This is a genomic window from Sphingopyxis sp. LC363 (assembly GCF_000756385.1).
GTDB lineage: Bacteria > Pseudomonadota > Alphaproteobacteria > Sphingomonadales > Sphingomonadaceae > Sphingopyxis.
Genome location: NZ_JNFC01000073.1, coordinates 1 through 19,966, shown reverse-complemented (window position 1 = coordinate 19,966; position 19,966 = coordinate 1). Strand labels below are relative to the sequence as shown.

Genomic DNA, 19,966 nt, shown 5'->3' with positions numbered 1-19,966 from the left:
GGGCTATTCGCCCCTCACCAGCACCCCGCCCTTCACCACCGCATCGACGCTTTCGAGCTGACGTACGTCGGTCAGCGGGTCGCCGTCGACCCCGACGATGTCGGCATAGCGGCCGACCGCGATCGCGCCGACGTCCTGCTCGCGGCCGAGCGCCTCGGCGGCGTTCTTCGTCGCGGCCTGGATCGCCTGCATCGGGGTCATCCCATATTCGACCATGACGCGGAACTGCTTGCCGACCTCGCCGTGCGGCATCACCCCGGCGTCGGAGCCGAACACCATGCGCACCCCGGCTTTCACCGCCTTGCGGAAATTGTCGCGCTGGATCTGCGCAATCTCGCGGTCCTTGCGCAGATTATCCTCGAGCACGCCGTTCTTCGCGCCTTCGGCCTGGGTATATTCGGTGTTGTAGATATCCATCGAGAACCACACCGGCCGCTTGCGCTGGGTAGCCATGCGGATGCCCTCGTCGTCGACCAGGCTGACATGCTCGATCGTGTCGATCCCCGCGGCGATCGCGGCGCGGATGCCTTCGGCGCCATGCGCGTGCGCGGCGACGCGCAGGCCCCATTGATGCGCCTCGTCGGCGATCGCGGCGAGCTCCTTTTCGGAAACCTGCAACTGCCCCGGTTCGGTGTTGCGCGAAAAGACCCCGCCGGTCGCGCACACCTTGATCACCTCGGCGCCATATTTGCGCTGGCGGCGGACCTGATAGCGCAGTTCGTCGGGCGTATCGCCGATGCCCTCTTCTTTGCCGTCCTCCCTTTCGAGGCTTGGCGGCAGAAAGGTGCTGTCGCAATGGCCGCCGGTGGCGCCCAGTGCATAGCCCGCGGGCACGATGCGCGGGCCGGTGGCATAGCCCGCGTCGATCGCCTGCTTGAGCCCGATATCGTTGCGGTCGCTCGACCCAAGGTTGCGCACGGTCGTAAAGCCCGCGCCGAGCATGTCGTTCGCATTCTTGACCGCGGTCATGCCCCAGAAGCTGTCGGTGAATTCGAGCCCGCGATAGCCGCCGATGTCGGCGGGGCCGTCGAGATGGACGTGCATGTCGATCAGGCCCGGCAGCAGCGTTCTGTCGCCAAGGTCGACATGTTTGACGTTCGATCCCCAGCGCACGGTGCGCGCATCGGCGATGTTCGTGATGCGGCCGTCGGCGCCGACGAAGATCGCGGGATTGTCGACCGTTTTGCCGGTCAGCACGTCGACGTAACGCGCGGCGGTGATGACGATCTGGCCGGCACTATCTTGCGCCTGCACCGGGAGCGCAGCGGCTCCGGCCAGCGCCGTCGAGACAAAGATGATTCCCCGCAGAAAACTGCCGAACTTTACTCGCGATTGCATGTTTTTCCCGCCCCTTTTCAGTGCCCGCAAAATGGATGGCAAAACGGGACTTAATAGGACAGCAGAATTTTCACGCGGCGGTGATTTTATGCCGTGCCAGATAGTCGTAACCGGGACGGCAGGCATCGGCGACCGCCCGCCCCTCCGCCGTCAGTTCAGGTTGCGGCTTGTCGGGCGGACCGAAGCCCGTACTTGACGCGACGGCATCGTACCAGTGCGAGGCCCAGACGCCATCCGTATCGTGGATTCCGGCCTTCCAGCGCAGCATCGCGGGGTCCCATGCGATGCCGAGCGCTGCGCACAGCTTCTGCAGCATCGCGGACGGATCGCGCAATATGTCGGCGCTGTCGATCACCGGCGGCGCGTGGCCCAGCCGGTCGGCCTCGCGGTCGAAAAATTCGACCTGCTTCGCGGTGCCGAGATGATCGGGGCGCACCGCAACGCGCTTTGCCGCATAGCTCGCGATCACGCGCGCGGGGTCGCGGATCAGGAAGGCGTGGCGCAGGCCGGGAAGATCGTCGTAGGCGATCGGGCCGACCATGTGGTGCGCCATATGCTTCTGGTACCAGAGCTTCGCGCCGGTCGGACAGGTGCCCGCCATGCTGCGCGCAACGCCGCCCCAGTCGCAGTCCATCGACGCCATGACCGCGTCCATCATCGGCTGCGGATCGCCGGTTTCCTTGAGATATGCGCCATAAAAGGGCTCGTCGCTGACGAAGCTGTCGGCGCGGCTGCCGAAACTGCGCATCATCGCGGTCGACAGATTGCGCGGCCCGGACCACATTGCGATCTTGAGCGGTTCCCCGCTCGGGGCGATCCTGAGCGGATCCCCGCTCGGGGCGATACGCACGCAGTCTGTCACGGCCGCGACCGCCCGGCAATGTCGCGCTCGATCAGCGCCTTGTAGAGGCTTTGCAGTCGTTCGACCATCGCCCTCCTTCCCTCGGTCAGCTTGCGCCCGTCGATCGTGTGCGCGGGCACGACGCCGGCGAAGGTGCCGGTAACGAACGCCTCATCGGCGCCATAGACGTCGGTGAGCGAGAAATTCTTCTCATAGACCGGAATGCCGTTTTCGCGGCAGATGCGGATGACATTGCCGCGCGTGATGCCGCCAAGGCAATAATCGCCGCTCGACGTCCATACCTCGCCCCCGCGCACGATGAAAAAATGCGTCGAATTGCACGTCGCGACGAAACCGTGCGGGTCGAGCATCAGCGCCTCGTCGGCGCCGGCCTGTGCCGCCTGGATGCACGCGGTGATGCAATTGAGCTTCGAATGCGAATTGAGCTTGGGGTCCTGTACTGCGGGGTCGCCGCGCCGGACATGGACGGTGAAAAGCGACAGCCCCTTCTCGACCGTCGCGGGGAGCGGATCCTTGTGCTCGGCGATGATTACGATCGTCGCGGGCGAGACGACAACGCGCGGGTCCTGATAGGGCGTCGAACGGATGCCGCGCGTCACCATCAGGCGGATATGGCAATAGTCCATGCCGTTCGCGTCGATCGTGTCGTAAAGGCGCCGTTCGAGCGCGTCGCGCGTGATCCCGATATCCATCGCGATCGCCTTTGCGCCTTCCCATAGCCGGTCCAGATGCTGGTCGAGAAACGCCATGCATCCTTTGTGAACGCGGATGCCCTCCCACACGCCGTCGCCGAGCATGAAGCCGCTGTCGAACACCGATACGCTTGCCTGTGCCCGAGGAACGAGGGTCCCGTTGACGTTGATCAGGATCGCGTCGTTGCGCGGATCGGGAATGAAATCGTGGGTACCTTGAGCCATGCCGCAAGGTTAGCCGTTGATCGCCGTCTGTCGAGAGGAAAGCCCGGCCCACCACGCACCGAGCAGCGCGAAGGCGCCGCCGAGCATCGTGCCGCCTGCGATGTCGCTCGCCCAATGGACGCCGAGCATGATGCGCGAGAAAGCGTTGAGGACGATCATCGTCGCGGCGAACGCCCAGGCAAAGGGGCGCCAGCGCGGCGGGGCGAGCCAGGCGAGGAGCAGATAGACGACCGCGGCGCTGGTCGCGTGGCCGCTCGGGTAGGAAAAGCTCGTCTGATGGTCGAGATGATCGATCAGATCGGGCCGCGCGCGGCCGAAGCCGAGCTTGAGCAAGCTCGACGCGAGGTTCGAAAGCAGCGACGCGCCGCCGAGCGCCACCGCGCAGCGCGGCCCGCACCAGTGCCAGACGAGCGCGCAGAGCAGGATGACGATGATCCAGCGCGGCGTGCCGCCGCCGATCCAGCTTGCGCCTTGCATGAAGGCAATGAAGGCGGGGTCGCTTTCGTCGATGCGCAGCGAGAGCAGGTGTGACACTTGCCAGTCGGCATCCTGCGTCCAGCCCGCGCCGACCGCAAAGCCGAGCGCGAGGACAGCGATGATCAGCGAAATCGCGGCAGGCACGTGCCTTTGCTTGCTGGCCCCCGTCACTACCCGCGTCATTGGCGGCGTCACGACCGGTCCCCCCTTGCCGTTCGCGCCGCCGATTGGCGCCAGCTGTCCAGATGGGCTGCGAAACGCCGTAAATGCTCCGCCCCGCCGTCGAAGTCATTGTCGATCAGGCACACCTCCTTCAACGAACCATCGACGCGGTAGCGAAGGTAAAGGCCGTGCCGTAGGCGGGCGCCGAGCTTCGCCGATGCGGGGCCATCGCCCGGCAGCCGGTCGGTGCGGTCGAAGAGCGCCTCGGCGATGGCATCGAGCGGCAGCGGGTTCGGCCGGGCGCCATAGCTCGGATGAAAGCGCAAGGCCCCGTTTTCGATCTTCACCGCCTCGCTTCGCATGAAGCCCCGGAGGCCGTGCCGGCCAACATAGAATAGGCAAACCCCGCCCGCGATCATCAGGAACGGGACCTTGAACGGCGCCAGCGGGTCGCGATGCGGCGCCGGCGCGGACAGTTCGATATCGGGCAGGCGGACGGTCCGCGGCGGGGCTTCGCGCTCGGCGTGCATCAGGCCGGAGACAGTGAAAGCGATCGCCGCCATCCCCAGGAAGAACAGCGCCTTGAGAACGCTGCCCGTCCGGGAGAAATGAAGGATCGACGGGTTCAAGCGCGCCTAGATATGCAGCGGACGTCCGAACGCGGTGAGCACGCCCTCGTGCATCGTCTCGCTGAGCGTCGGATGCGGGAAGACCGTGCCGATGAAATCATCCTCGACCAGCTCGGCGGTCTTGCCGATCGTATAGCCCTGAATGAGCTCGGTGACCTCGGCGCCGATCATATGCGCGCCGAGCAGCTCGCCGGTCTTCGCGTCGAACACGGTCTTGGTGAAGCCTTCGGACTCGCCCAGCGCAATCGCCTTGCCGTTGCCGATGAAGGGGAAGGTTCCGGCCTTGACCTCGTAACCCAGTTCCTTCGCCTTCGCCTCGGTCAACCCGACGCTGGCGATCTGCGGGCGGCAATAGGTGCAGCCGGGGATGTTGCGGACGTCCATCGCGTGCGGGTGATTGCCCGCGATCGCCTCGACCGCGATGATCGATTCGTGCATCGCCTTGTGCGCGAGCCACGGCGGCGCGGTGACGTCGCCGATCGCCCAGATACCGGGGACGTTGGTGCGGCACATCGCGTCGGTGTCGATATGGCCCTTGGTAGTTTTCACGCCCAAGGCCTCGAGCCCGATATTCTCGGTGTTCGGGACGATGCCGATCGCGACGATCGCGTGGCTGAACTCGGCGCTTTCGGTCTTGCCGTCCTTGGTCTTGATCTTTGCAGTGACGCCGGTCGCGGTCGCCTTCAATTCCTCGACGCCGGCGCCGGTAAAGATCGTCATGCCCTGCTTCTTGAGCTGCTTTTCGAGGAAGGCCGAGATGTCGGCATCCTCGACGGGCACGAGCCGGTCAAGCATTTCGACGACGGTAACTTCGGCGCCCATGTCGCTGTAGAAGCTCGCGAACTCGATGCCGATCGCGCCCGATCCGATGACGAGCAGCTTCTTGGGCATTTCGGGCGGGACGAGCGCGTGGCGATAGGTCCAGATGCGCTTGCCGTCGGCAGGCGCGAAGGGCAGATCGCGCGCGCGGGCGCCGGTCGCGACGATGATGTTCTTCGCGGTGAGGGTTTCGCTCCCCTTCTCGCCCTTCACTTCCAGCTTGCCCGGTGCGGTCAGCTTGCCTTCGCCCATATGGACGGTGATCTTGTGCTTCTTCATCAGGAAGGCGACGCCCTGGCTCAGCTGCTTGGCGACGCCGCGGCTGCGCTTCACCACCGCGTCGATATCGGCGCTGATCTGCTGGGCGATCAGGCCGTAATCGCCCGCATGCTGCATATAATGATAGATTTCGGCCGAGCGCAGCAGCGCCTTGGTCGGGATGCAGCCCCAATTGAGACAGATGCCGCCGAGATTCTCGCGCTCGACGATGGCCGTTTTCAGCCCCAGCTGCGCCGCGCGGATCGCCGCGACATAGCCGCCGGGGCCCGAGCCGAGGACGATGAGGTCGTAGTTTGTGTCAGCCATTATGGGCTCCTTCAAAAGCCCCCTCTCCCCTTGCGGGAGAGGGGTTGGGGTGTGGGGTCGGCGCGCGTCTGCGCGCCTGAAGAATCGATGACGTCCAATATGCTCGCAACGACGCCATCGCTGTTGGCGAGTATGTCGTTGTTCCAAAAGCGAAGGACGCGGAAACCCTGCGCGTTCAGATAGGCATCGCGTTCGATGTCGTAAGCATTTTTGCCATGCTGGCCGCCGTCGGCTTCAACGATCAGCCGATGCTCGAAGCAGATGAAGTCGACGATGTAGAGGTCATCGATCATCTCTTGGCGGCGCCATCTCAGACCTTCGAGCCGACCAGCGCGGAGGATCGACCAGAGCTTGCGTTCAGCATCGGTCGGGTTCGAGGGCATCTGGCGGGCACGGTCCAGCAACAGGGCTTTGCGGGCGAGGACTTCGGAGAGAGTCTTATGCGCCGCTGCCGCGGCGCGGACCCCACTCCCCAACCCCTCTCCCGCAAGGGGAGAGGGGCTAATGTTCCTCGCGGGCATTTTACGCCACCAGCCCCAGCGGGTTCTCCACCAGTTCCTTGAAGGTCTTCATCAACAGCGCGCCGTCGGCGCCGTCGATCGCGCGGTGGTCGAAGCTGCCGGTTGCCGACATGACGGTCGCGATCGCGAGCGCGTCGTCGACGACATAGGGCCGCTTCTCGCCCGCGCCGATCGCCATGATCATCGCCTGCGGCGGATTGATCACCGCGGTGAACTGCTTGATCCCCATCATCCCCATGTTCGAGATCGAGGCGGTGCCGCCCTGATATTCGTTTGGCTGGAGTTTGCCTTCCTTCGCCTTCGCGGCAAGCTCCGACATTTCGGTCGAGATTTTCGACATCGACTTGCCGCCCGCGTCGACGATGATCGGGGTGATCAGGCCGCCGGGGATGCTGACCGCGACCGAGATGTCGGCGCGGCTGTACTGGCGCATCACGTCGCCGCCGAAGCTGACGTTACACGAGGGCACGCGTTCGAGCGCGACGGCGAGCGCCTTGATCAGCATGTCGTTGACGCTGAGCTTGACGCCGCGGCTCTCGAGGCTGGCGTTGAGTTCGCCGCGCAGCTTCAAGAGCGCGTCGAGGCGGATGTCGACGGTGAGGTAGATATGCGGCGATTCCTGCATCGACTGGCTGAGGCGGCGCGCGATCGTCTTGCGCATGCCGCTGAGCTTCTCGTCCTCGTGCGGGATGCCGAAATCGGGGATCGCGCCGGCGGCTGCCGGGGCCGGAGCGGCCGCGGCGGGAGCCGGAGCGGCGGTTGTCGCGGCGGGGGCTGCGGCGCCCGCCGGGGCGCCTTCGAGGTCGGCCTTGACGATGCGGCCGCCCGGGCCGGTGCCGGTCACGCTCTTGAGGTCGATGCCCTGCTCGGCGGCGAGACGCTTGGCGAGCGGGCTCGCCTTGATACGGTCGCCCGATGCGGCGGGGGTGGCTGCCGGCGCGGGGGCCGGGGTCGGCGCTGGAGCCGCCGCCGTAGCAGCGGGTGCCGGCGCCGGGGCTTCGGCCTTCGGCTCGGCGGCGGGCGCAGGCGCAGCTTTCGCGCTTGACGCGTCCTCGCCCTCGCCCGCGATCGTCGCGATCACGGTGCCGACCTTCACATTGTCGGTGCCTTCGGTGACGAGAATCTGCGCAATCGTGCCTTCATCAACCGCCTCGAACTCCATCGTCGCCTTATCGGTCTCGATCTCGGCGAGCAAGTCGCCCGACTTGACCGTATCGCCCTCCTTCACCAGCCATTTGGCGAGGGTGCCCTCCTCCATCGTCGGCGAGAGAGCGGGCATTTTCAGTTCGATTGGCATGTCTAGGCTTGTCCCTGTCAGTCTTGCAGGCGGGGCCTGCCGCTACGGATTCTTCTTCGCCATAAGCCCTGTACCGATCAAGGTCCAGCGGGCCAGCTTGCGTTTCATACGAATGTGACGCACTCTTTGGGCCAAGCAAAAACACGAGGGGTCGGGGTGATGCGGACATATCTGGTGGTGATCGACGACAGCCCGGAGGCATCGCTGGCGCTGCGCTTCGCGGCGCGGCGCGCAGCGCGAACGGGCGGCGGCGTCACCGTGCTCGCGATCATCGCGCCGCACGATTTCGTAGCCTTTGGCGGCGTCCAGGCGACGATCGAAGCCGAAGCGCGCGAACATGCCGAGGAACTGACCGCCGCGGCTGCCGATGCCGTGGTGCAGGAAGCGGGCCTGACGCCGCAGATATTGATCAAGTCGGGAAAGCCCGTGGAGGTCGTGCGCGAATTGATCGGTGCGAGCGACGAGATCGCCGCGCTGGTCCTTGCGACGGCGCCGTCGGGAGCGCCCGGGCCGCTGGTCGCGCATTTCACCGGACAGGATGCGGGAACCCTCCCCTGTCCGGTGATGCTGGTGCCGGGCGGGATCGATATCGCCCGGCTCGATGCGCTGAGTTAGGCGGCCGCGACACGCGGCGTCGCCACCGCTTTCCATTCGAGGATCGCGAAACCGAGCACGCCAAAGGCCTGCGCGACGACGACCGCGATGCCGATGCCGGTCATTCCGGCGGCAAAACTCGCGACCACCGCGAAGCTCGCCGCGACCCAACCGAGATTGCCAAGCGCTATCAGCTTGACCAGCGCGGCGTGCGGCACCTTCTGCAGCGCGGCAACGACCATCAGCAGCGCGGCGGCGAGGCAGATCCAGCCGCCGATCGCGACGATATTGGCTGGCAGACCGAGCAGCGCGCCGACCGGCGCCGCGGCGAGCAGGCCGATGGCGAAGACGCCCGTGCAGGTGACGGCGTCGGCGATGAGGATATTCTTGAGATTGCGGATCGACATAGTGATTCTCCTTTCGACCCGCCCCAATTGGACCGCGAATGGAATGGCGTCGATTACGCCCGAGGTAATGGAAAAACCGAAGCCAGGGGTATAGCGGACGTTACGAAGGAGAATGATGATGAAGCCCGCAGCCCTTGGCGAACAGCTCCGCGAATGGCGCGTCCGGCGCCGGATGAGCCAGATGGACCTCGCGCTCGACAGCGAGATTTCGACCCGGCATCTGAGCTTCATCGAGACGGGCCGCTCGAAACCGAGCGCGGCGATGCTGCAGCGGCTCGCCGATTGCCTCGAGGTGCCGCACCGCGCGCGCAACGCGCTGCTGCTCGCGGGCGGTTATGCCCCCGACTATCAGGAGCGACCGCTCGACAGCCCCGAAATGGCGGGAATGCGGGCGATCGTCGAGCATGTGCTGAAAGGACACGAGCCCTATCCCGCGCTCGCGGTCGATCGCCACTGGAACATGGTCGCGGCGAACGCCGCCGTCGCGCTGCTCATGCAACTCGTGGCGCCCGAATTGCTCGAGCCGCCGGTCAATGTGCTGCGCGTCGCGATGCACCCCAATGGGCTCGCGCCGCATATCGTCAACCATGGCGAATGGCGTGCGCATCTCCTCGAACGGCTCGATCATCAGATCGATGCGAGCGCCGATGCTGGATTGATCGCACTGCGCGAGGAACTCGCGGGCTATGGCGGCGGCACCCACGCGCATGACGGCAGCGCGGCGAACGGGATCGCGGTGCCGCTGATCCTGGACACGCCGATGGGGCAGGTCCGCTTCGTGTCGACGGTGACGATCTTCGGCACGCCGGTCGATATCACCCTGTCGGAACTGGCCATCGAGGCGTTCTTCCCGGCCGACGCGGAGAGCGCGGCTCTGTTGCAGGCGATGGCTGCGGCCTGAACTACCGTTTCCGTCCTTTGTGCTTGATATTCGCCGGGCGCCCCCGCTTGCCGACCATATGCTTGCCCGCCCTATCTTTCCCGGCGCCCTTGCCGGTCTTCTTCACCCCGTCGCGGCGCGGCGACCGATTCCGGAAGCCGCCCTCGGGCGCATCGGGCAGTTCGAAGCGCAGCGCGCCGCTGATCGGATTGGCGTCGAGCAATCTGAGCTCGATCCGCTGTCCGACCGTATAGCTTACGCGCCCATGTTCGCTGTCGAGCGTCCGCGCCGCTTCGTCGTAGAAGAAGCGTTCGCTGCCCAAGGTCGAGACCGGCACGAGCCCGTCGCCGCCGAGCCCGTCGACGGTCGCGAAAAAGCCGAAGGGCTGGACCCCGGTGATGCGCGCGACGAGTATCTCGCCCGTTTTGGTCGCGAGGTAAGCCGCGACATAGCGGTCGACGGTCTCGCGCTCGGCCTCCATCGCGCGGCGTTCGAGCGCGCTGATCGTCTCGCCGATGCGCGACAGTCCCTTGGCGTCGGCCTCGCCCAGCCCGGTGCGCGCGGGCAGACCCTTGGGCTTGCCCGGCACTTCGAGGCGATAGCTGTCGACGAGCGCGCGGTGGACGATCAGGTCGGCGTAGCGGCGGATTGGCGAAGTGAAATGTGCATAAGAGCCGAGCGCGAGGCCGAAATGACCCGCGTTGGCGGGGCCATAATAGGCCTGCGTCTGGCTCCGCAGGATCGCCTGCATGATCTCGGGCAGCCGGTCGTCCTCCGAAAATCCATCGATCAGGCGGTTAAACACCGCAGGGGTGATCACCTGCCCGAGCGCGAAGCTCTGCTCGAAGGTTTCGAGATAATCCTTGAGGCTCACGAGCTTCTCGCGGCTCGGCGGTTCGTGGATGCGGTACATCACCGGCGATTTCTTCGCCTCGAGCGCCTTCGCCGCCGCGACGTTCGCCGCGATCATATAATCCTCGATCAGCCGCATCGAATCGAGCCGATCGCGGACGCGAATTTCCGCGATGCCTCCCTGCTCGTCGAGAATGACCTGACGTTCGGGCAGGTCGAGATCGAGCGGCGCGCGGGCGGCGCGAGCCTTTGCGAGGAGCGCCCAGCACGCCCAAAGATTTTTGAGCGTCGGGAGCACATCGGCGTCCCACTCCTCGCGCGGCGCGTCGGCGTCATAGGCCGCCTGCGCATGTTCATAGGCGATGTTCGCGCGCAGCCGCACCAACGCGCGGGCGAAACGCCATGACGTCACCTTGCCATGCCTGTCGATGACAAGATGGCACGCCATCGCAGCACGGTCTTGCCCCGCTTTCAGCGAGCAGACGCCCGCCGATAATGTTTCGGGAAGCATCGGCACGACCCGGTCGGGGAAATAGACGCTGTTGCCGCGTCGCCGCGCTTCGCGGTCGAGCGCGCCGTCGGGGCGGACATAGAAGCTGACGTCGGCGATCGCGACGATCGCGCGAAAGCCGCCCTTGTTGCCGGGGTCCTCGTCGAGGATCGCCCAGACGGCATCGTCATGGTCGCGCGCGTCGATGGGATCGATGGCGACGATCGGCAGCTCGCGCAGATCCTCGCGCCCGTCGGGGGTGAGCGGAAGTTTCGCTGCCGTCCCGGCCTCGGCGAGCGTTTCGCCGTCGAAGACGTGCGGAATCTCATGCCGCGCGATCGCGATCATGCTCAGCGACTTCGGCGCGAAGGGATCGCCGATACGGTCGATGACCTTCGCCTTGGTCGCCGGCCCGCGCCCCGTCAGTTCGGCGCGCACCAGATCGCCGATTTCGGCATCGCCCTTGTCGGCGACCGCGAAGTCGAAGCGCGCGCGCTTGTCGGCGGGACGCAGCCAGACCATCGGCTTGCCGCCGGGCGACTTGTCCTCGACGAGCACCCCGATCACCATCTCTGCGCTCGCCTGCAGCCGCTTCATCGGATGCGCGACATGGCCGCTGCCGCGTTCCTCGGTGCGCGCGAGGATGCGGTCGCCGACGCCGAGCGCGCCCCCCGTACGTTTCGGGCGTCCCTGCTCCATCACGCGCAGCCGCGGCGCGGGACCGGCGCCTTCCCAGCGTTCGGGCACCGCCCAGACATTGCTGCCCTCGATCGCCGCGACGCGCAGCACGGTTACGCGCGGCAAGCCGCCATGTTTGTGAAAGGCGCGGCCCGGCGCCAGATCGACGAGCCCCTCGTCGGTCATATCCCTGAGCAACGCCTTCAGCGCGATCTTGTCATTGCCGTGGAGCGCGAAATGCTTCGCGATCTCGCGTTTGCCGACGGGCTGGTCGGACGCCGTAATGAAGTCGAGGATCTGCTCACTGGTCGGCAGGCCGGGGGCTATATTCGAACGTTTTTTCATTGGTCCAAGGCTATAAGCGCGCCGGGCGCCTTTACCAAGCGATAGCGCGCGATCGGACGATGTCAGCCATAGGCGATCCAGCGCCCCGATGCGCCCGCCGCGAGCCAGAGGAGCAGCGATGCGCCGGCCATTATCCGCGCCGGACGGGGCACGCTGTCGGCCCAGCGCGCCATGTGCGGGTTCCATATCCGTCGAAAAACGGCGGCGTTTGCCAACGCCGCTGCGATAAGGAGCAATTTTCGTTCGAAAATGGCCGATCGCGCCAGCGCCGCGCCGTCGGCGGCGAACAATATCGAGCCGCTGGCCATCATCAGGACCAGCCCCGCGACGGCAACCCGCGTCAGAGCGCGCGACAGTTCCGCCATCGGCAGGCTGCGCCAAAGACCAATAACCCGCAAATCGACGACGCCGATTCCGCCGACCAGCATGACGAGGCCCAGCAGATGCAGCGTATTGGCAACGGGATAGACCAGCGCCGATCCGCGCGCCCATGGCCCGACGCCGATCGTATCGAGCCACGCCGCGGCGGCGGTCAGGACAGGCTCCACGCTGCCCGCCTCAGCGAAGCTCGACCGTTTTCTTGCCGATCATCACGCGCTCGATCCGCATTTCGGGCGCGCCGTCGCGCCGGAGATAACCGGTCAGGCGAAAGCGTTTGCCGGGCTCGATCTCGGCGCGCGTCAGTCCGCGTGCCTCCATGCGGCCGACCGGCGCCAGGATGACGTCCCAGACCTTGCCCTTCCAGCGCATCTTCGCGCTGCCGTGCGGGTTTCCCCACGACAATTCGGTGAATGACGCGGTCAAGGTGACCGGCTTGGTCTCGTCATAGGACGACCAGCCATGATGGGCCGCGGCGGGGAGCGCGGCCAAGGCCAGCGTCGTTGCCGCGATCAGCAGGGGGTAGCGCATCGACAGTCTCCTTCGAGCCCCTCGGCGTGAAGGCTAAAGACCCGCAGCCCTCGGTGCAAGAGCGTCGGGCTCAGTAAGTTCGCCCGATCAGCACCCGCTCGACCGCGGGTTCGCCGGTGAAGAAGCAGGCGCCGTCCGCCGGCGCGGCATCGAGCGGCGTGTTACGCATCGTCAGCTTGAGCGCCTTCAACTGCTCGACGATCTTGTCGAGCGCCGCCCCGCTGGGGCGCGACCATTGCACCTCGGCCCAGCCGACGAACTTGTCATCGCCCGCGAAATGCGCCTTCAAGTCGGTGACGTCGCGGCGGATGTTGCTGTGCAGCCGCCCGCGCGCTTCGGCATGAAGGCTCGACTGGATGTCCTGAAGCGTCGCAACCGCCTCGGCGATGAAATCGCCCTTTGCGACGAACGCCGAGTTGAGCTTGCCGTCATCCTTGTAGAGCCGGTCGCGGCGGATCACCGCGACATTGCCGCCCGCGACGTCGCGCGGGCCGACCTCGACGATGATCGGCGCGCCCTTCTTGACCCAGCCCCAGCGTTTGGTCTGCGCCTTGTTCGCGCCGGTGTCGAACAGCACGCGCACGGGTTCGCGGAACGCGTCGAGCGTCTTCAGCTGCGTTTCGAGGTCGCGGCAATAGTCGAGGATCGCGGCATCCTCGTCATTGTCGCGCAGCATCGGCACGATCACGATCTGGTGCGGCGCGATGCGCGGCGGACAGCGCAGCCCGTCGTCGTCGCCGTGCGTCATGATCACGCCGCCGATCATGCGCGTCGAGGTGCCCCAACTCGTCGTGTGACAGAGGCTGTGACCCCCGTCCTTGTCCTGATAGCGGATGTTCGCGGCTTCGGCGAAGCCGGTGCCCAGATAATGCGAGGTGCCGGCCTGGAGCGCCTTTCCGTCTTGCATCATCGCTTCGATCGAATAGGTCGCGACGGCGCCCGGGAAACGCTCATTCTCGGGCTTCTCGCCCGCGATCACCGGCATCGCCAGCACATCCTCGGCAAAGGCGCGGTACATTTCGAGCGCGCGCAGCGTTTCGGCCATCGCGTCATCCCTGTCGGCGTGCGCGGTATGACCTTCCTGCCACAGGAATTCGCTGGTGCGCAGGAACATTCGCGTGCGCATTTCCCAGCGGACGACGTTGGCCCATTGATTGACCTTCAGCGGCAGGTCGCGCCAGCTCTGCACCCAGCGGCTCATCGCCGAACCGATCACCGTTTCGGAAGTCGGACGAACGATCAGCGGCTCCTCGAGCTTCGCTTCCGGATCGGGGACGAGCTTGCCCTTCCCGTCCGCGATCAGCCGGTGGTGGGTGACGACCGCCATTTCCTTTGCGAAACCATCGACATGGTCGGCTTCCTTTTCAAAGAAGCTCAACGGAATGAAGAGTGGGAAATAGGCGTTCTGGACGCCGGCGTCCTTGATCGCGGCGTCCATCACCGTCTGGATACGTTCCCAGATGCCATAGCCCCACGGCTTGATCACCATGCAGCCGCGCACGCCCGATTCCTCGGCGAGGTCGGCTTCGGCAATGACATCCTGATACCAGGCCGCGAAGTCGGCCTGACGGGTTACGCTGAGCGCATGCTTGATCATCTGTCCTGTTTTCTGTGCTTGGGAGCCGGGAGAGCGGCCCCCGTTATTTCTTGGCGAGCTCAGCCTTGAGCTCGGCGATTTCGGCTTTCAGCGCGGCGATCTCGGTATCCTTCGCCTTGCTGCCCGCAGCACCTGGCATGAAAGCCCCCGCCGCCTGCTGGAACATTTCCATATTGCGGCGGGTGAGTTCGGCGAGCGGGTTCGCGCCGAGCGCCCCTTCGAACGCCGAACGGACGTCCTGCTGGTTCTTGCGGAACGCCGTCATCGAGGCTTCGAGATATTGCGGGACCATCGACTGCATCTTGTCGCCGTACATGCCGATCAGGTGGCGCAGGAAATTGACCGGCAGCAGCGTTTCGCCGCGCGTTTCCTCGTCCATGATGATCTGGGTCAGCACATTATGCGTGATGTCTTCGCCGCTTTTCGCATCGACGACGCGAAAATCGCGGCCATCGCGGACCATCGTCCCCAGATCGTCGAGTGTGATGTAGCAGCTGCGTTCGGTATCGTAGAGCCGCCGGTTGGCGTATTTCTTGATCGTGACGACATCGTCTTCCGCCGTCCCCTTGGACTTCGCCATTTTCACCCGCGCTCCCTGCACGCCCGGAACCTGGCGACCGCGCCGCACCGGACAGGCTGCCGCATTAGCATCAAATTATGATGCGTCGCAACATGCGCCGCCGTTCGCTGCGAGTCGTGGCGGCGCGCGCGCCGCCAGGCTGAACAGCGGCCGCTCGAGTCTTGCGGCGCCGGACCTCACCCCATGACAAAGGCTGGAAAGAAATTTAGTTTCTGCTGCAACGAGAAATCTGAAATATTGCTCTGTACGGAGGGCCAAGTGCGCTCGTTCATGTCGCGCGAGGCGAAGCATATTATCCGCGGCTTATTGCCGTTTCGCGACTCCGGTGTTGCGCAAATGTCACAAACGTCCTGTCATAAATCGCCTGCGTCGGGAAATCGCTACGGAAGGCTTGTGCTCGGATTTCTTTTCGGTCTTTCTGCTGCGTAATCCGTTCAACTTGTTTTTTGAACGGACAACCGGGGAGTTATCAATGAACAAGTCGCACCTGTTTCGGGGTGCTGCTGCCTTTGCAGTGGCCATATCGGTGAGCCAGCCCGTGCTGGCGCAGGACACCGCTCCGGCGGACACCGCCGAAGCAACCGATGATAATACCGAACGCTCGATCGTCGTCACCGGCTCGCGCATCGTGCGCCCGACGCTGGAATCGTCCGTTCCGCTTACGTCGGTAGACGTCGGCGAGTTGACCGACACCGGCGACATCTCGCTGGGCGACGCGCTCAATGACCTGCCGTCGCTGCGTTCGACCTTCAGTCAGGGCAACTCGACGCGCTTCATCGGGACCGCTGGCCTGAACATCCTTGACCTTCGCGGCCTTGGAACCGCCCGTACGCTGGTGCTCGTCAACGGCAAGCGCCACATCACGGCGTCGCCGGGCGACTATCTGGTCGACGTGAACACCATTCCGGTCGATCTGCTTGAACGCGTAGACATCGTTACCGGCGGCAATTCGGCGATTTACGGTTCCGATGCAGTCGCGGGCGTTGTGAACTTCATTACGAAGCGCGACTTCGAAGGTATCAACCTCCGCGCCCAGGGCGGCCTCTCGTCGCGCGGCGACCGCGGCAACGTCTTTGTCAGCGGCACCTTCGGCAAAAACTTCGCCGATGGCCGCGGCAACATCGCGATTTCGGCCGAATATGCAGAACAGACGCCGCTCTATTTCAGCGACCGCGACGCCCTGACGGGCGCTTATTCGGGTCGCTGTCAGTTCCAGACCGTCGAACCGACCGGCAGTGAGCCCGGTGGCTCGGACGGCATCACCGACACGGAGTTTTTCTGCGGCGTCAAAAATGGCTCGATTTCGGACGGCGGCACGCTCGGCCGTGTCGGTCGGGGGCAATATCTGCGCTTCAACTCGGTGGGCGACCTGTTCGTCGACGTTCCCGATGGCGATTTCGAAGCCGGCGGTTCCGCTAACATCCTTGGCGGACAGGGGTCGACGCTGCGCAACACCGGGCAGCTTGCCGCGGGCGTAAAGCGTTATGCCTTCAACCTGCTGGCCCATTATGATGTGAGCGACGCCTTCCGTCCCTTCATCGAGGCCAAATATGTTCGTGTCGATGCGCTGCAGGAAGGTCAGCCCAGCTTCTTCCAAGGATCGCTGGCGAATTTCTTCGCGCTGACGCAGGAACAGTTCGACGCGATCCCCGAACTGCGCTGCGACAACCCCTTCCTGACGTCACAGGCTTTCGGCACCCTGTCCGCCTATGGCGTTTGCGGTGCGACGCCGGATGCGACCGAGTTCACCATTTCCCGCTTCAACACCGACTTCGGTGGTCGCGGCGAAAAGCACAAACGCGAAACCTATCGCGTTGTAGGCGGCGTCGAGGGGACGTTCAACGACGACTGGGGTTATGAAATCGCCCTGAATTATGGCCGCTTTGAATCCAAGATGGATTCGCTGAACAATCTGGTGCTGTTCGACGAACAGGGCAACCTTGACGGCTTCCTGCTCGCCATTGACGCGGTACAGAATACGTCGGGCCAGATCGTTTGCCGCGTGAACGCCGATGCGGACCCGACCAATGATCGCCCGGATTGCGTTCCGATCAACGTGTTCGGCAGCGGGGCGCCTTCGCAGGCGGCTCTCGACTTCGTGAACACCAAGGCGAAGCGCGTCGAAAAGGCTGAAGAGTTCGTCGCAACGGCCAGCGTTTCCGGCGATCTGTCGCAGCTGTTCGAACTTCCCGGCGGTCCGATCGGTTTTGCACTCGGCGCCGAATATCGCGAAGAAACGGCATCGTCGGTTTATGACGCGCTGACGGCCAGCGGCGGTACGTTCCTGAACGCCATCCAGCCGTTCACGCCGTCAAAGCTGTCGGTGAAGGAAGCCTTTGGCGAAGTGAGTATTCCGCTGCTCGCCAATGTTCCGCTCGCTGAAGAACTGACGATCGGTGCGGCGGCCCGCGTCTCCGACTATAATACGTCGGCGGGCACGGTCTGGGCTTACAACGTCCAGGGTCTGTACGCGCCGATCCCTGACGTTCGTTTCCGCGCGGCCTATGCAAAGTCGGTTCGTACACCGACGCAGAGCGACCTGTTCTCGCCGCTCAGCCAGAACTTCGCTCAGTTGACCGACCCGTGCGACACCTCGTTCATCAGCAACAACCCGAACCGCGCGGCCAATTGCGCCGCCGCCGGGGTCCCGACAGTGTTCGACGCGGCTGCGGCCGCAGCGTGCGCCGGGTCGGGCGTGCCGGAAGACCAGCGCGAAGAGGGCGATCCGTGGGTGAACTGCCTTGCCCGCACCTCGTCGACCAGCTTCCTTTCGGGCGGCAACCCCACCCTGCTGAACGAAATCGGCAAGAGCCTGACGATCGGCGCGGTGTTCGAACCCAGCTTCCTGCCGGGTTTCAACTTCACGGTCGACTATTACAAGATCAAAGTCGAAAGCCTGATCGCGGCTCTTGGTGCACAGACGATCATCAATCTGTGCTATGACAGCCCGGACGGCATCAACAACCAGTTCTGTTCGACGGTGAACCGCCAGTCGACCGGCTTCTTCGATCAGCAGGCCGGTGCGGTCATTTCGGGCGGCGTCAACTTCGCCGCGCAAAAGACCGAAGGCATCGACTTCGACGTCGCCTATCGCCGGACGTTCGACAATGGTCATCGTCTGTCGTTCCGCGCGATCGCGACTTATCTGATCCGCCTCGACAACTACACCGATCCGTTGAACCCGGCGAACCCGAACCGCCAGATGAGCGAACTGGGCGATCCACGCTGGGCCGCGAACGCGAGCATCAACTACGATTTTGGCGATCTCGACCTCAGCTGGTCGGTGCGGTACATCGGCAAACAGACGATCGGAACTTGGGAAGCGCAGAACCCCTATAAGGGTGCCTGCCCGGCCAACGGCACGATCCCTGGCGGCGGCAGCTGCACACCGGGGAACATTGTGACGCTTCCGCCGCAGAACGCTGATCAGTTCCCGCAGGTCTATTATCCGGACGCATTTTATCACAATTTCCGGGCGAATCTGGAAATCGACAAGAAGTTCAACTTCTATGTCGGCATCGACAATGTGTTCGACAAGCTCCCGCCGCTCGGCTTGCTCGGTACCGCTGGCGGTGATCCGTTCGACAGCTTTGGTCGCTACTTCTATGCGGGCATCAAGGCCAGCTGGTAAGCCAATCGAGCTTCATGAAAATCGACCGCCTTCCTTTGGGAAGGCGGTCTTTTTTTGTTTGATTTTCCTTTTGCAACGCTCGCTCTAAATCCAACGCCTCTCGAACCGCGGCCCCAGCCCCGTCAGCAGCTCATATTGCGACAGGCCGCTGCGAGCGGAGGTCGATGGGAGGTCATAATCGAGCGTGAGCCAGTTGCCTTCCTGGAGTTCGTCCACCTCGCTGGCGTCGAAGGCGGTCAGATCCATCGATACGCGGCCGATGAGCGGTAGCGGGCGCGACCGCCACGTGGCCGAGCCCGATCCGGCATGGCAGCGTAGATAGCCGTCGGCATAGCCCAAGTTCGCAATTACGACCCGGCTATCCTGCCTCGCGGTCCAGGTTGCGCCATAGCCGACCGTCTCGCCAGCAAACACGTCGCGCACCTGGAGGGCGCGCACTTCAGGGAACACGACCTGCCGGATATGCCCCCCGGCTTCGCCGCGGGGTGTGCCGCCATAGAGCGCTATGCCGGGGCGCGTCAGGTCGAACGCATAGTCGGCGCCGAGGCAGATGCCCGCGCTGTTCGCGAGGCTGTAGCGCCGGGCGGGAACCGCCTGCCGGACGCTGTGGAACGCTGCCAGTTGCAGCGCATTCTGTTCACTGTCCTCGTCGGCCGAGGCGAGATGGCTGAGCAGGGTGCCGATATTCAGGCCGTCGAGCGCGCCGCCGATCGCTTCCTCTACGCGAAGCCCGAGGCGGTTCATGCCCGTATCGATCATCACATCGCACGGGCGCCCCTCCCCCGCTTCGCGCCAGCGCGCGATCTGTTCGAGGCTGCCGAGCACCGGGCGCGCCGGGAGCGTGCGCGCCGCGATCATGTCGCTCGCGCCGACGCCGTGGAGGACCGAGAGCGACACGCCTTCGGGCAAGGGCATCAGCGCGGCGGCTTCGGTCCAGGTCGCGACGAAAAAGTCGCGGCATCCCGCAGCGGAAAGATGTCGCATCACCTCGCGCGCGCCAAGACCGTAAGCATCGGCCTTGATCGCCGCGCCGCACGCCGCCGGACCGCTCTGCTGGGCGAGCCAGCGCCAGTTGGCGACGAGGGCTTCGGATGAAAGGCGAAGGCGAAGCGGCGAGGGAATGGCAATCATTCCTTCGCCCCTATACGGCTTGGCTGCCTCCGCCAATGGGGGCGATCATAGGGCCGGCCTGTCCCATTGCCCCTCGACCGGGTCCTTCAGCATGAAGGCCGTGACGAGGAAGGCGACGAGAACGACGACCCAGGTGTAGGGTCGTGCGGCTGAGCGGAACAGGAAAGTGTCGTAAGGGGCATTATTTCCTTTCAAAAGTCCCATTCGGAATTAGGTTGGCGTAGCGGTCTGAGGCCGCCGTTTGCGACGGCGTCAGGCACGGAGA

General features: G+C 64.7%; 19 protein-coding genes. 3 read left to right on the top strand and 16 right to left on the bottom strand.

All coding sequences use genetic code 11. The features are described 5' to 3' along the window. Positions 1-3 precede the first annotated feature (3 nt). The 8 genes from FG95_RS19195 to FG95_RS19160 form a co-directional block, all read right to left on the bottom strand. A complete protein-coding gene (locus FG95_RS19195; RefSeq protein ID WP_037558029.1) occupies positions 4-1,338 on the bottom strand; it encodes a Xaa-Pro dipeptidase in 1,335 nt (444 codons plus the stop codon). A 70-nt stretch (positions 1,339-1,408) separates the two neighbouring features. Beyond that, entirely contained in the window at positions 1,409-2,188 is a 780-nt protein-coding gene (locus tag FG95_RS19190) for a sulfotransferase (protein WP_235211624.1), read from the bottom strand. An 8-nt stretch (positions 2,189-2,196) separates the two neighbouring features. Further along, positions 2,197-3,117, bottom strand: coding sequence for an aminotransferase class IV (locus tag FG95_RS19185; protein ID WP_037558025.1), 921 nt, complete (start codon positions 3,115-3,117; stop codon positions 2,197-2,199). A gap of 9 nt (positions 3,118-3,126) precedes the next feature. Next, positions 3,127-3,738, bottom strand: a complete 612-nt coding sequence (locus FG95_RS20015) for a phosphatase PAP2 family protein (RefSeq protein ID WP_052182529.1) — start codon at positions 3,736-3,738, stop codon at positions 3,127-3,129. 47 nt (positions 3,739-3,785) lie between these two features. Beyond that, positions 3,786-4,385: a hypothetical protein gene (locus FG95_RS19175; protein WP_037558023.1), complete on the bottom strand. Its 600-nt coding sequence runs from the start codon at positions 4,383-4,385 to the stop codon at positions 3,786-3,788. Positions 4,386-4,391: 6 nt separating this feature from the next. Continuing rightward, on the bottom strand, positions 4,392-5,789 hold the full coding sequence (gene lpdA, locus FG95_RS19170; protein ID WP_037558021.1) for a dihydrolipoyl dehydrogenase: 1,398 nt from the start codon (positions 5,787-5,789) through the stop codon (positions 4,392-4,394). An 11-nt stretch (positions 5,790-5,800) separates the two neighbouring features. After that, positions 5,801-6,310 (bottom strand): endonuclease domain-containing protein, encoded by a 510-nt coding sequence (locus FG95_RS19165; protein ID WP_200880230.1) that lies wholly within the window; start codon positions 6,308-6,310, stop codon positions 5,801-5,803. Between the two features lies 1 nt (position 6,311). Further along, positions 6,312-7,607 (bottom strand): pyruvate dehydrogenase complex dihydrolipoamide acetyltransferase, encoded by a 1,296-nt coding sequence (locus FG95_RS19160; RefSeq protein WP_037558018.1) that lies wholly within the window; start codon positions 7,605-7,607, stop codon positions 6,312-6,314. A 159-nt stretch (positions 7,608-7,766) separates the two neighbouring features. Here FG95_RS19160 and FG95_RS19155 point away from each other — a divergent pair, with 159 nt between their 5' ends. Next, on the top strand, positions 7,767-8,222 hold the full coding sequence (locus FG95_RS19155) for a universal stress protein (RefSeq protein ID WP_037558017.1): 456 nt from the start codon (positions 7,767-7,769) through the stop codon (positions 8,220-8,222). On the opposite strand, the gene FG95_RS19150 is transcribed toward FG95_RS19155, so the two are convergent. Next, positions 8,219-8,608 (bottom strand): hypothetical protein, encoded by a 390-nt coding sequence (locus tag FG95_RS19150; protein ID WP_037558015.1) that lies wholly within the window; start codon positions 8,606-8,608, stop codon positions 8,219-8,221. The genes FG95_RS19155 and FG95_RS19150 overlap by 4 nt on opposite strands. Before the next feature lie 118 nt (positions 8,609-8,726). Here FG95_RS19150 and FG95_RS19145 point away from each other — a divergent pair, with 118 nt between their 5' ends. Then, a complete protein-coding gene (locus FG95_RS19145) occupies positions 8,727-9,509 on the top strand; it encodes a helix-turn-helix domain-containing protein (RefSeq protein ID WP_037558184.1) in 783 nt (260 codons plus the stop codon). Between the two features lies 1 nt (position 9,510). On the opposite strand, the gene FG95_RS19140 is transcribed toward FG95_RS19145, so the two are convergent. The 5 genes from FG95_RS19140 to phaR all read right to left on the bottom strand — a co-directional run bounded on the left by FG95_RS19140 (position 9,511) and on the right by phaR (position 14,939). Beyond that, positions 9,511-11,853, bottom strand: a complete 2,343-nt coding sequence (locus FG95_RS19140) for a ribonuclease R family protein (protein ID WP_037558013.1) — start codon at positions 11,851-11,853, stop codon at positions 9,511-9,513. Between the two features lie 62 nt (positions 11,854-11,915). Then, positions 11,916-12,401, bottom strand: coding sequence for a DUF6644 family protein (locus FG95_RS19135; RefSeq protein ID WP_037558011.1), 486 nt, complete (start codon positions 12,399-12,401; stop codon positions 11,916-11,918). Positions 12,402-12,411: 10 nt separating this feature from the next. Next, complete coding sequence (locus FG95_RS19130; protein ID WP_037558009.1) at positions 12,412-12,762, bottom strand: DUF6152 family protein; 351 nt, start codon at positions 12,760-12,762, stop codon at positions 12,412-12,414. A 70-nt stretch (positions 12,763-12,832) separates the two neighbouring features. Beyond that, positions 12,833-14,359: a proline--tRNA ligase gene (gene proS / locus FG95_RS19125; RefSeq protein ID WP_037558006.1), complete on the bottom strand. Its 1,527-nt coding sequence runs from the start codon at positions 14,357-14,359 to the stop codon at positions 12,833-12,835. A gap of 43 nt (positions 14,360-14,402) precedes the next feature. Beyond that, positions 14,403-14,939 (bottom strand): polyhydroxyalkanoate synthesis repressor PhaR, encoded by a 537-nt coding sequence (gene phaR, locus FG95_RS19120; protein ID WP_037558004.1) that lies wholly within the window; start codon positions 14,937-14,939, stop codon positions 14,403-14,405. Between the two features lie 472 nt (positions 14,940-15,411). On the opposite strand from phaR, the gene FG95_RS19115 reads away from it, so the two are divergent. Continuing rightward, the gene (locus tag FG95_RS19115) at positions 15,412-18,570 is read left to right on the top strand and encodes a TonB-dependent receptor domain-containing protein (protein WP_037558002.1); all 3,159 of its coding nucleotides are present in this window, start codon (positions 15,412-15,414) and stop codon (positions 18,568-18,570) included. 84 nt (positions 18,571-18,654) lie between these two features. Here FG95_RS19115 and alr read toward each other — a convergent pair whose 3' ends face one another. Both alr and FG95_RS20875 read right to left on the bottom strand, forming a co-directional pair. Next, positions 18,655-19,701 (bottom strand): alanine racemase, encoded by a 1,047-nt coding sequence (gene alr / locus FG95_RS19110; protein ID WP_037558000.1) that lies wholly within the window; start codon positions 19,699-19,701, stop codon positions 18,655-18,657. Positions 19,702-19,746: 45 nt separating this feature from the next. Beyond that, complete coding sequence (locus tag FG95_RS20875) at positions 19,747-19,905, bottom strand: hypothetical protein (protein ID WP_162473311.1); 159 nt, start codon at positions 19,903-19,905, stop codon at positions 19,747-19,749. Positions 19,906-19,966: the final 61 nt, after the last annotated feature.